Below are 12,822 nucleotides of genomic sequence, written 5' to 3'. Positions count from 1 at the left end.
GTTCACTGTCCGCGTTGCCCTTTTTATATTGAAGAGAATTATTTCTTGCTTCTCATCACGTATAGTTTCTTTTCTTAAAACTATCTATTCATCGCTCTATACAACCTCTGTTTTTGCCAGCTCGTTTACTAAATGTATATGTTGATTTTTCCATAATGTTTCAGGCTTGTATCTTTGGTTTTGTTTTTTTGCAAAATATGTCTCCAATTATGAAAAAAAATATAGAACCTTGTGCTTTCTCCATTAGTGTTTACTAGAATACTCGTTGGATAGTAGGCCGTCATAATTACTCAAATAGGCCTTGGCACCAACATCATTCACTATGGAGTTACCATGAGTAACCAAGCTGTAAATAAGGCACCATCATCGAAGCCGAGCGGGATGGAGCGCTTTTTAAACTTTATCGAGAGGACAGGTAACAAAATTCCTGATCCTGCGATTTTGTTCTTCTGGGCATTGATCATTACTTGGGCGGCGTCAGCACTTTTATCGAATGTATCATTCGATCTTCCAAACCCTCGAACGGGCGAAGCTCTTACCATCACTAATTTACTTACGGGCGAAGCGCTAGCAAGTTTCCTTGCGAACATGGTGACTACCTTTACTGGTTTTGCGCCACTGGGTATCGTACTTGTCGCGATGCTAGGTGTGGGCGTTGCAGACTCTTCGGGCTTTATTACGACGGGTCTTAAGAAGATGCTGAACTTCACGCCAGCTAAGCTTCTTACTCCAATGCTTATTTTGGTTGCTATTGTGTCGCATACTGCGGCAGATGCAGGCTATGTTCTGGTTATTCCTCTGGGCGGTATTATCTTCCATGCGGCAGGTCGTCACCCTCTAGCGGGTATTGCGGCAGCATTTGCAGGTGTATCTGGTGGCTTCTCTGCAAACTTTATCCCTTCTGGTATCGATCCACTACTTGCAGGCTTTACGCAAACCGCGGCGCAGGTTCTTGATCCTGAATACGTGGTTAACCCATTAGCGAACATCTTCTTTACTGGCCTATCTTCCATCATTATTGTAGCGATTGGTTGGTACGTGACAGAAAAAATCATCGAGCCTCGTTTGTCAAAAATGCCAATTGATGACGATGCGGAAACTGCGCCAAACCTAGGCTCATTTACTGAACTGGAATCAAAAGCATTTCGTTATGCTGGTTGGGCAATGATGGCGGGTATTGCCTTACTTGTTGCAGCATTAATTCCAGAAACATCAGCGCTACGCTCGCCTGAAGGTGAAATTACGGCCTTCTCAGCACCGATCATGAAGTCTATCGTGCCGCTGATCTTTATTCTGTTTATCATTCCTGGTTACGTTTACGGTAAAGTGTCAGGTACGTTCAAGACCAGCAACGACATTATCAAAGCGATGGCTGATACTATGTCGACCATGGGCGCATACATTGTAATGTCGTTCTTCTGTGCTCAGTTCTTATCTGCATTTGCTCAGTCAAACATAGGTACGATGCTAGCGTTGTATGGCGCAGAAGGCTTAAAAGCGATGAACCTACCAGGTGAAGTGACTATCATCGGTATGATCCTTCTAACCGCGTCTGTAAACCTACTTATTGGTTCGGCATCGGCAAAATGGGCTTTAATTGGTCCAATCTTAGTGCCAATGCTAATGGCGGTTGGTATCTCGCCTGAGCTATCTCAAGCGGCTTACCGGGGGGGGGGCTCTGTATCGAATCATTTTGCCTCTTATTGTATTTTTTCCTCTTGTAGTGGTTTTCTTTCCGCGTTTTGTGGAGTCGGCTGGGATCGGTACGCTTTCGTCCCCAATGATTCCATTCTCGATTGCAATTATGGTCCCGTCTCTTTTTCACATCTCCCAGCCCCCCCGACAANCTTCTGTGCTCAGTTCTTATCTGCATTTGCTCAGTCAAACATAGGTACGATGCTAGCGTTGTATGGCGCAGAAGGCTTAAAAGCGATGAACCTACCAGGTGAAGTGACTATCATCGGTATGATCCTTCTAACCGCGTCTGTAAACCTACTTATTGGTTCGGCATCGGCAAAATGGGCTTTAATTGGTCCAATCTTAGTGCCAATGCTAATGGCGGTTGGTATCTCGCCTGAGCTATCTCAAGCGGCTTACCGTGTGGGTGACTCTGTATCGAACATCATTTCGCCTCTAATGGTATTTTTCCCTCTTGTAGTGGTTTACTGTCAGCGTTATGTGAAGTCGGCTGGTATCGGTACGCTTGCGTCACTAATGATGCCATTCTCGATTGCAATGCTGATCGGTTGGTCTATCTTCCTAGTTGCTTATTGGATGGTAGGTATCCCGCTAGGCATTCAAGCTCCTTACACTTACACAATGTAAAAACGTGTAGGGTGTGAAAGCCGCTAATTGGCAGCCGAAAAGCGCAGGTCTTCGATCTGCGCTTTTTTGTTCTCGCAAAACGAACATCGATAGGTCTTGTAACTAGGTTTTTTGGAGTTGCAAACTTTGTCTCGTGATGTGTTGCTGTAGTGAAACCGAAGTTGGTGATAAAATTACTGACTTCAATCGTTTTTGTTTCTTTGGAGCCTCCTTTGTCTAACCATCCGTTTACCCCTCAAGATGAATTGTTTATGCGCAGAGCGATGATGCTTGCTGAGCAAGCAGAAGCTGAGGGGGAAGTACCTGTCGGCGCAGTGCTTGTCAAAGATGGTGAAATTATCGCTGAGGGCTGGAACCGCTCTATTGGTACTAATGACGCTACCGCACATGCTGAAATCCAAACACTGCGTAAAGCAGGCCAAAAGCTAGAAAATTACCGCCTTCTGGATACGACGTTATATGTAACACTTGAGCCATGCCCAATGTGTGCCGGAGCCTTATTGCATAGCCGTGTTAAGCGGATCGTTTTTGGAGCGCCAGATTTAAAAGCGGGAGCAGCAGGAACAGTGCTTAATTTGTTTGAAAGCCAAGCTGCTTACCATTACGCCTTGGTTGAAAAGGGGCTACTAGAAGATGAGTGCCGCACTCAGCTACAAGCGTTTTTTAAGCGTCGCCGTAAGGAAATTAAAGCGAAGAAGCAAGCACAAAAAGCATTAGAAAATGGAGAAAGCGAACAAGGTAGTGGGAGTAGTGAGGGCTAGCAAACACCTACAACGTGGTAGATGTTTGCCTGAACGTACTAGTGATTGACTAAGTGTACAAAAACACGATTACGTGAACTTACTTTCTTTTTCATACATGTCAGTTTACGTTTACGTCGGATAGCAGCTACTGTGTTATTTAAACGCTTTGACTGCACTCTACGTCTTCTCATATTCAAAACCTCCTGCAGACAAGACTTATACCAGTAAAGCGCGGCTCATCGATGCTTGGCAATAGTCTCGATAATCGCACTAAACACTGTATGGTTTAAACGTTCTTCATTTGACTTCTGCATTGCACAGAGCCAGCAAACAATTTCAATACGGTGCTTAATAATATGAGTGACGTTATTTCGGCAGAGGTAGCCGATAGCGCCGCTTCATCAACTGAGCTAAACCATGTGGTTGCGAAGCAATCTGTTACAAAGCAATCAGTTTAACTAACGGTGAAAAAGGCGACCAACCAAAGGAATGGTTGAGTGTGGTTGGTGTCACTCAGAGTCTTGGATTCTAGATAAGTTTTCGCTAGGACTCAATAAAAATGACGAGCTTCATAGGCTCGTCATTTTTTAGTTTACAGCGGGTCTATTCTTCAGGGCTTTCTTGTTCGGTGTCTTCTTCAACCGTGACGTCAGAAGCGCCAGATATTTGCTCTACAACGGTCTCTACTGCTCCTGATATCAAAATGTCAGGGTTGAGCGGCGGGATAACTTGCAAGTCATCGCTATTCTCATCAATCGCTGGTCTTTGGCTGACATGACCAATGATGGATTGATAATAACGTCGAATATTTTCTACGTAATTACGCGCTTCATCACCTCTGGCGTACCCATAGCGAGTTTGACTGTAATAGCGCTTCTGACGCAGTAAAGGCAATCTGTCTTTTACATCTGCCCAAGCGTTTGGATCGCCACCTTGCGCTTTAGTAAGTCGTCGTGCGTCCATCATGTGACCGTAGCCAATGTTGTATGAAGCAAGGGCAAACCATATTTTTTCATGCTCGTTGATGCTATCAGGCACGCGACCTACAATGCGACGTAAGTACTCGACACCACCACGAACAGATTGCTCAGGGTCTAAACGGTTTGTTACCCCGACGCTTTTCGCTGTTGGCAGAGTAAGCATCATCATCCCTCTAACACCTGTTGGCGATTTTGCCGCTGGCTTCCAGTGTGATTCTTGATACGCCAATGCTGCAATTAAGCGCCAGTCGAACTCTTCGCTGTACTTTTGGAATAAAGGTGCCCACTTAGGCAATTTGTCATCCAGAGCTCGAATGAATGCGCGAGTATCAACGTAGTCAAATGCTTCAATATGACCAATGTACTTCTCTTCGAGAGTGGACAGTTCTCCTGATTGTTTAATGTTACCGAAAAACTCTATCAGCATCGCATACAAACTTTCGTCTTCAGAGCGTCGAGTAAACCACGATACTGGTTGATCTTCTGTAAGTTCAAACGCGAGCGCAAGATCGGGGTAAAGGCGCTGAGCTAGGGAAAGCTCCACAGAGTCAGTCACAGTAAAACGCAACTCACCAGTGGATACGTATTTAAGTAAGTCTCTCGTGTCAGCATCGCCAACAATTTCAAACTGCAGCTCTGGGTATTTCTTCTTTAATGCGGTTAGGGTCGGAACATATTGTGATTGTTCGACGATCTTTAATGTTTGCGCGCCTGCATTTGTATCTTCGTCAGATTCGCTGTCTTTCGATGCTTGGTATTCAATCAGCTGTTCGATATCACGTGGTCGAAGTTGCCCCTTTTTATACACAACTTGTTGGCTTACATAATAATAAGCAGGGCCCGGTCTAAAGCGTTTTACCGCTTGTGACGTTTGATTTAAGCCCGTAGCGATGAGATCAATATCTCCTTTCTTAAGAGCAGGAAAAAGCTCGGCTTGGCGAAAGGCAGGCTTAATCTCGAGCTTGACGCCGAGCTGCTCCGCAAACTGACGCGCCAATTCGTAATCCAACCCAGCGGGACCATCGGGACCAATATAATAGGAAAGCTGATTGTTTAGCGTGCCAACACGAAGCACGCCACGTTCCTGAATTTTTTCGAATTCACTTTTGGGTTCCGACTCAATCTGGCAGGCAGAGAGTAGTAGCACAGAAACAAAAATTAGGGCGCTGCGCTTGAGTCGGTTGAGCTGGCTTATTTGCATTAATAGGTACATCTTAGGAAATTTCTATTTGCCTTTATATCAAAGCGAGCTCATGGGGCAAAGTGAATCACACACTTATAGCGTGACATTGTGTGTTTTATCGACATTTTAGTCGTAATTCAAATTTGACAAAAAAAATGACGCAAACGGTTGCTTTTGGTGTTACATCACAAAAACAATTGCTATATAATGCGCTCGCAATGACGAGGTGGAATCGGCATAGGTTCGACAGGGCTTATTTTAAGTGTCTGAATTTATTCCAATATCACCTTAATCAATTGCATAAGAGACCTAAGCACATGAGAATTTTGCGTGGCTCCCCAGCTCTTTCTGAGTTTCGTGTTAATAAACTACTGGAACTTTGTCGTGAACAAGATCTGCCTGTAACTGGCATTTATGCCGAGTTTATGCACTTTGCCGATCTAAAGTCTGACCTTGATGACCAAGAGTTAGAAAAACTTGAAAAGTTACTAACTTACGGCCCAACCATCGAAGAGCATGAGCCAGAAGGTCTTCTACTTCTTGTTACGCCTCGTCCAGGCACTATCTCGCCTTGGTCTTCTAAATCTACCGATATCGCTGTTAACTGTGGCCTGGATAAAGTGAAACGTCTAGAGCGCGGTACGGCTTATTATGTCGAATCTTCAATTGTTCTATCAGAAGCTCAAGTTGACGCTGTCAAAGCGTTAATTCATGACCGCATGATGGAAACGGTATTTACAGAATTTGAAGCTGCGTCAGCGCTGTTTACAGTCGCAGAGCCTAAGCCAGTGGCGCATGTTGATATCTTAGCGGGCGGTCGTCTTGCGCTTGAAGAAGCAAACGTTTCCCTAGGCTTGGCACTCGCAGAAGATGAAATTGATTACTTGGTAGAGAACTTTACTAAGCTTGGGCGTAACCCAAACGACATTGAATTGATGATGTTTGCTCAGGCGAACTCAGAGCACTGTCGCCACAAAATTTTTAACGCAGATTGGACTATCGACGGGGTAGATCAACCTAAGTCTTTGTTCAAAATGATCAAAAACACTTTTGAAACGACACCTGACTATGTGCTGTCTGCATACAAAGACAACGCAGCCGTTATGACAGGTTCTAAAGCGGGGCGTTTCTTCCCTGACCCTAAATCTCGTCAATACACGTACCACCATGAAGATACGCACATCTTGATGAAGGTAGAAACGCACAACCACCCAACGGCAATCTCTCCATGGCCGGGCGCATCGACTGGTTCAGGCGGTGAAATCCGTGACGAAGGAGCGACGGGTATCGGCGGTAAGCCAAAAGCGGGTCTGGTTGGTTTTACAACCTCTAACTTACGTATTCCTGGTTTTGAACAGCCATGGGAAACCGACTTCGGCAAGCCGGGTCGTATTGTGAATGCGTTAGACATCATGCTTGAAGGCCCTCTTGGCGGCGCGGCATTCAACAACGAATTTGGTCGTCCAAATCTATTGGGTTACTTCCGTACTTACGAAGAAAAAGTCACTTCTCATGCGGGTGAAGAAATTCGTGGTTACCACAAACCAATCATGATTGCTGGTGGTATGGGTAACATCCGCGATGAACACGTACAGAAGAAAGAGATCCCTGTAGGTGCGAGCCTAATCGTACTTGGTGGTCCGGCAATGAACATCGGTCTTGGTGGTGGTGCGGCATCTTCCATGGCATCTGGTCAGTCAGCAGAAGATCTGGACTTCGCTTCGGTACAGCGTGAAAACCCAGAGATGGAACGTCGCTGTCAGGAAGTGATCGACCGTTGTTGGCAGTTAGGCGACGACAACCCAATCGCATTTATCCACGATGTGGGTGCAGGCGGTATCTCTAACGCATTGCCTGAACTTGTCGACGACGGTGAGCGTGGCGGTAAGTTCCAATTACGCGATGTACCAAACGATGAGCCGGGCATGAGCCCACTGGAAATTTGGTGTAACGAATCACAGGAACGTTACGTTCTAGCGGTAGCGCCAGAAAACATGGAAGCATTCGACGCAATCTGTAAGCGTGAACGCGCACCGTATGCAGTGGTGGGTGTGGCGACAGAAGAGCGTCATCTAACGCTAGAAGATTCTCACTTCGACAATACGCCGATCGATATGCCAATGGATATCCTGCTTGGTAAGCCACCGAAGATGCACCGCGACGCAACCACACTAAAAGTGGAAAGCCCTGCCATTGTTCGTGATGGTATTGAGCTTAATGAAGCGGTGGATCGCGTACTTCGTCTTCCTGCTGTTGCAGAAAAAACATTCCTAATTACTATCGGTGACCGAACAGTAACGGGCCTGGTTGCTCGTGATCAAATGGTTGGCCCTTGGCAGGTACCAGTAGCAAACTGCGCAGTAACAGCGGCAAGCTACGACACTTACCATGGCGAAGCAATGTCGATGGGTGAGCGCACGCCAGTTGCATTACTAGACTTTGGTGCATCGGCTCGCCTAGCCGTTGGTGAGTCACTAACGAACATTGCGGCAACAGACATCGGTGATATTAAACATATTAAACTGTCTGCGAACTGGATGTCTCCAGCGGGTCACCCAGGTGAAGATGCGGGTCTTTACGAAGCAGTGAAAGCGGTTGGTGAAGAATTGTGTCCTGCGTTAGGTTTGACTATCCCAGTTGGTAAAGACTCCATGTCGATGAAAACCAAGTGGGAAGAAAACGGCGAGAGCAAAGAAGTTACTTCTCCACTGTCGCTAGTTATCACGGCATTTGGTCGTGTGGAAGACGTACGTAAGACCGTGACTCCACAACTACGCACTGACAAAGGAAATACTTCTCTAGTTCTTGTTGACTTGGGTAACGGAAAAAACCGCTTAGGTGCGACAGCATTGGCACAAGTATACAAACAGCTGGGTGACAAACCTGCTGACGTAGATAATGCAGAGCAGCTAAAAGGCTTCTTTGATGCAATGCAAGCGTTAGTACGTGATGACAAGTTAGTGGCCTACCACGATAAAGGCGACGGCGGTCTGTTTGTTACACTGGCTGAGATGGCGTTCGCGGGTCACTGTGGCGTAAAAGCGAACATCGCAGAGCTGGGTGATGATGCGCTAGCCGTTCTATTTAACGAAGAGTTAGGTGCGGTTGTTCAAGTTAAGAATGATGATTTAGATTCAGTTCTATCTACTCTGGCGGCAAACGGCTTAGAGGCATGCTCACATGTGATTGGTTCTGTTGAAGCTTCAGACGACTTTGTTATCACTTCTGGTGATGCAGTTGTGCTTGAACGTTCACGTACCGAACTACGCGTTATCTGGGCTGAAACAACGCATAAGATGCAAGGTCTACGTGATAACCCAGCGTGTGCAGACCAAGAGCACGAAGCTAAGAAAGACAACTCTGACCCTGGTCTAAACGTTAAGCTCAGCTTCGACGTAAATGAAGACGTTGCAGCACCGTACATTGCGAAAGGTGCTAAACCTAAGATGGCAATTCTACGTGAGCAGGGCGTTAACTCCCACGTCGAAATGGCAGCAGCGTTTGACCGAGCTGGCTTTGAAGCAACCGACATCCATATGAGCGATATCCTAACAGGCCAAGCGGTACTGGATGAATACCATGGCCTAGTAGCTTGTGGTGGCTTCTCTTACGGCGACGTACTAGGTGCGGGTGAAGGTTGGGCTAAGTCTATCCTGTTTAACGCACAAGCTCGTGAACAGTTCCAAGCCTTCTTCAACCGTGAAGAGACGTTCTCTTTAGGTGTATGTAACGGTTGTCAGATGCTATCAAACCTGAAAGAGCTGATCCCAGGTGCAGACTTGTGGCCACGTTTTGTGCGCAACGAATCTGAGCGTTTTGAAGCGCGCTTTAGTCTAGTTGAAGTTCAGAAATCTGATTCTGTATTCTTCGACGGCATGGTTGGTTCGCGTATGCCAATCGCGGTTTCCCACGGAGAAGGGCGTGTAGAAGTACGTGATGCAGAGCACCTAGCAGCGATTGAAGCATCAGGTACGGTTGCGGTTCGTTACGTGGATAACCTCGGTAACCCAACACAACAATACCCGAACAACCCGAATGGTTCGCCAAACGCGATTACCGGTTTAACAACAGCAGATGGTCGCGTAACTATCATGATGCCTCACCCAGAGCGCGTATTCCGCACAGTTGCAAATTCTTGGGCTCCGGAAGGTTGGGGTGAAAATGGCGCTTGGATGCGTATGTTCCAAAATGCTCGTAAGAATATCGGTTAATTAACCAAAGGTTAATCTAGCTTAAGTAAAGCGTTGGTTGAGAGATCAGCGCTTTCTTTTTTCTTATCACTCTTTTTTCTTCGTCGCTCTTTCTAGTGACTTGGCGAAACGTTGCTTTGTTCTGCCTCTTCTTTGTCATCTATTATCTAGCGTAAAAAACTTGCAGCGTTTAGATTACTTTTATGCTCTAATACCGCGCTTACCAAGGGATGGTGTTAAACAGCTCAGCTTAGATGGAGTTATCAAGTTGACCGAATCCCTGATTGATCCCTAAATCCCTTAGGAAATGAAAGAAATGTCTAAGAATCCAAAATTTGCTATCCGCGTCACTGAAAAACGTAACGGCTGGAGCGCAGAAATCACTCGCCAAGTGACATCTCGTAAGACTGTAGTATCAAAGCGTGAAACAGGCTTTGACAGCGAAGAGAAAGCACAAGCTTGGGCTGAACAAGAACTGGCTGGATTTATCCAAAACCAAGTGGTTCGTAACGAGCGTAAAGCAGCGCAACGTCAAGAGCGCGAAGCAGAACAACTAGCGGCAAAAGTTCGTAAAGAAGAAGCCCGCAAAGCACGTGAAACCGAAGTAGACACTGACGAAGAATAAGTTTAAATCGGTGAGATGGTGACGTTACCCATCAAACAAATAGTGAAAATGCCCTGAGTTTTGTCTCAGGGCATTTTTTATTTATATCGGCTAAAAACAATCCGACGATACGGACAAGCTAAACGTGCCGTCTTCAGGGGCTGCAAATTGTTTATTGCCAGGAAGAAGGTGAGGGTTATTAGCATAAGTGCGATGTGTTGACTTGCCCTTTGCCGAGTGCCTCTCCGGTAAATCAAAGTGTTGTAAGCCGTCAGATAGATCGTTTGCTTCACCGTAGTCGAAATGTGTTGCTACGTCTTTGGGCTGCTTGGCATAACGACAGTGATCCGGCTTGCCATCTTCATGCCAAGTTAACGCGTTTGCTTTGGCGTCTAGATTCAGATTATTTGTTGTTGGTTGTGCGTAATGATCCTCAATAACCTGGTGCTGACTCTGCTCTTGTAAGTAGTCAGCAATGCTCTCAGAAGTCTGTGCCAGGCTTTGACTTGCTGGAACGAAGCAAGCAAGAAGAAACAATGTTTTTAAGTTGTTCATAGTGTGTATGCAAGCAAAAAGAAATGATAGTACTGATAAATAAAACGGCGTGCAATTATGGCCATTGGATACGATATAACAGGGCAGTTAATGTCTGCCCTGCATCTTTTAGGTATGGTTAGTATTGATAAGTGAGGTGCAGTTTGACTTCGCGACCAGGCGAAGGCACGCCATTAGATAGGTATGCTTCGTAGTAACGATCGGTTAAGTTTTTCACAACCGCACCAACGCTCAAGCCTTCGACTTGTTGTATTTCCCAAACCACGTAAGCGTTTTGTAGCGTGTATTGCTCACTTGGCGATTTCACTTTTAAATTGTTACCGCTTGCCTTGGTTTTGGTTTGCGCATCATACCAACGGACTTCCCAGCCCGTACGTAAACCAGGAATCCATTCGTAACCTAAACCCAGATTAATGTTTAATGGCGGTACATCAGGATGATCATCATCTGAACCTGTAGAGTCAGATAGGCTACCTTTGTTTTTGCCGCGAATGTAACTTGCTGAGAAATTACTGTAGAAATCTTCAATCCGGTATTGTGAAATTAGCTCAAAGCCATAGTTTTTAAAGCCATCTAGGTTTGTATTCCAGCTTTGTAACTCAGTAGTATTTTTGTCGAGGTTTTCGCCCGTTCGTATATCAACTGTGTCGCTAACATCGTTATAGAACATAGTTAACTCTGTTGCTAGGTTATCGCGAGAGTTCACCAGCCCTTCCGTTAAGTTGATAACGCTTGCTTGATAAGCATGGATACGAGACACGTCCAGATTCAAAGCAGTAGCCGTAGCGGTAGCTCGCGCATATTGCACTGAGTAGATGTTATCAACGGTTGGTGCTTTTAAAGCGTAGGCGTAGGAGGCGTTTAAACGCGTATTATTGCTCGCATCAAAGTCGATATCCAAACGTGGGCTAAAGCCTTTATGCGTCGTTTCACCATAGTCATGTCCGGCAGCTGGATCATTATAATCCGGCGCTGCGTTCCCTTTTCCTTCACTCTTGATGTATTCGTAACGCAGAGAAGGTGTGATTGTTAGGCGGTCTGTTGCTTGATAGTGATCAGCAATGTAAGCGGCATAAATTGACTGCGTGCCAGATGGTTCGTAGTAAGGGGTGTACCAACCGTAGTTTTTGGCTTCATTACTGTCGTATGATGCGTTGAATACTAATGAGTCTCTATCGGTTTTTTGATATTGAAGCCCTGTGACTAGAGTGTGGTCTCCGAACTGCGCTTGGTTAAACACATCAGCATAGTCACGCTCGTAACTCAGCCAAGACTCGTGACCATAACTGCCAACAGACACGAACATTTTCTCGAATGCCGCGTCAGGGCGAACCCAGTGACGATCGTTTTCAGAACGTGCCATTTTGATATTGAAATCAATATACGGGTTAGTCGGCATGTAGTGGTAAGAGATGGTTGTGGTGTTATCCGTGTATTTATTATCGACGGTGTATGCGTATTTGGCTTTTTCTAATGATCCGTATTTCTTGATGTTGTACTCAGTGATGTTAGGCATTTTTCCGCGGCGGTTAGCCCAAGGTTTACGACCTTCATCTTTGTAGCGAGTGTGGCTAATTTCAAACTCGTGATCGTTGTTTTCATAACCGACTTTTACGAGCATGTTTTCTTGCTCATAACCTGAGTAATCAAGCGTTTCACCACCACCGACTTTAATGTCATCAGAATCTTTTACCGAGCCATTCGCTAGAAAATAAAAACCAGCATCGTTTTTACCATAGAGTGTTAGCGTGTAGGCATTCTCATCGCCGTTGGTGTTGTATGCACTTGAGATGCGAGCACCAAAGTTTCTATTGCCGTACAGTAGGTCATCGACACTCTTGGTTTTAATACGAATTGAGCCACCAAACTTTCCGTTGAGTGCTCGATAGTCGTGCGCGCCCTTGATAATTTCTGCTTCACCAATCAAGAACGGATCAAAAAAGAAAGTTCCGTAGCGGTATTGTTGAAAGCCAATAGGAGCGCCATCGACAAATACGGCGATATCGCTTGGATCATCAAAACCACGAATGTTAATACGTTCGCCACCAGAACGACCGCCACCATCTAATGATGCGCCCGGAACGGCATCGATCATTGAGGCAAAATTAGAGTACTGTTGCTCTTCAATCTCTGACCAATTAATGGTGGTTTGCGCAGGCTCAGCAATGGTAATAGGTTTGGCATAACGAACGCCTATGACTTCAAGCTCTTCATTTGGCGTTGTCTCAGCATATGAATAAAG

At 45.7% G+C, this 12,822-nt stretch carries 6 protein-coding genes and 2 pseudogenes; 5 read left to right on the top strand and 3 right to left on the bottom strand.

The window, feature by feature from the left end; all coding sequences use genetic code 11:
* Positions 1–333: 333 nt before the first annotated feature.
* From CAG69_RS12640 to tadA, 3 genes and pseudogenes are all read left to right on the top strand, one after another.
* A pseudogene (locus CAG69_RS12640) lies at positions 334–1,810 on the top strand (AbgT family transporter); the annotation flags it as partial.
* 38 nt (positions 1,811–1,848) lie between these two features.
* A pseudogene (locus tag CAG69_RS12635) lies at positions 1,849–2,325 on the top strand (AbgT family transporter); the annotation flags it as partial.
* Between the two features lie 251 nt (positions 2,326–2,576).
* Entirely contained in the window at positions 2,577–3,086 is a 510-nt protein-coding gene (tadA, locus tag CAG69_RS12630) for a tRNA adenosine(34) deaminase TadA (protein ID WP_443088092.1), read from the top strand.
* A gap of 585 nt (positions 3,087–3,671) precedes the next feature.
* Here tadA and mltF read toward each other — a convergent pair.
* Positions 3,672–5,249: a membrane-bound lytic murein transglycosylase MltF gene (gene mltF, locus CAG69_RS12625; protein ID WP_161444482.1), complete on the bottom strand. Its 1,578-nt coding sequence runs from the start codon at positions 5,247–5,249 to the stop codon at positions 3,672–3,674.
* Positions 5,250–5,548: 299 nt separating this feature from the next.
* On the opposite strand from mltF, the gene purL reads away from it, so the two are divergent.
* Positions 5,549–9,442: a phosphoribosylformylglycinamidine synthase gene (gene purL, locus CAG69_RS12620; RefSeq protein ID WP_161444478.1), complete on the top strand. Its 3,894-nt coding sequence runs from the start codon at positions 5,549–5,551 to the stop codon at positions 9,440–9,442.
* A 295-nt stretch (positions 9,443–9,737) separates the two neighbouring features.
* Positions 9,738–10,046, top strand: coding sequence for a DUF3622 domain-containing protein (locus CAG69_RS12615; protein ID WP_025998700.1), 309 nt, complete (start codon positions 9,738–9,740; stop codon positions 10,044–10,046).
* Between the two features lie 90 nt (positions 10,047–10,136).
* Here the strand turns inward: CAG69_RS12615 and CAG69_RS12610 are convergent, their stop codons facing one another.
* Together CAG69_RS12610 and CAG69_RS12605 are read right to left on the bottom strand one after the other, a co-directional pair.
* Positions 10,137–10,580, bottom strand: coding sequence for a hypothetical protein (locus tag CAG69_RS12610; protein ID WP_047010164.1), 444 nt, complete (start codon positions 10,578–10,580; stop codon positions 10,137–10,139).
* A 118-nt stretch (positions 10,581–10,698) separates the two neighbouring features.
* Positions 10,699–12,822: TonB-dependent receptor domain-containing protein (locus tag CAG69_RS12605; protein WP_161444476.1), on the bottom strand; the 2,124-nt coding region annotated here is incomplete at its 5' end.

This window comes from Vibrio sp. V43_P6S15P86 (assembly GCF_009904725.1).
GTDB lineage: Bacteria > Pseudomonadota > Gammaproteobacteria > Enterobacterales > Vibrionaceae > Vibrio > Vibrio diabolicus.
The sequence above is the reverse complement of the archived record's forward strand: the minus strand, read 5'-3'. Positions and strand labels throughout refer to the sequence as shown.

Bases quoted from the DNA above. Each gene is read 5' to 3' on its own strand.
- CAG69_RS12610 (WP_047010164.1), bottom strand. From the start codon at position 10,580: ATGAACAACTTAAAAACATTGTTTCTTCTTGCTTGCTTCGTTCCAGCA.
- purL (WP_161444478.1), top strand. From the start codon at position 5,549: ATGAGAATTTTGCGTGGCTCCCCAGCTCTTTCTGAGTTTCGTGTTAAT.
- CAG69_RS12615 (WP_025998700.1), top strand. From the start codon at position 9,738: ATGTCTAAGAATCCAAAATTTGCTATCCGCGTCACTGAAAAACGTAAC.
- tadA (WP_443088092.1), top strand. From the start codon at position 2,577: ATGCGCAGAGCGATGATGCTTGCTGAGCAAGCAGAAGCTGAGGGGGAA.
- mltF (WP_161444482.1), bottom strand. From the start codon at position 5,249: ATGCAAATAAGCCAGCTCAACCGACTCAAGCGCAGCGCCCTAATTTTT.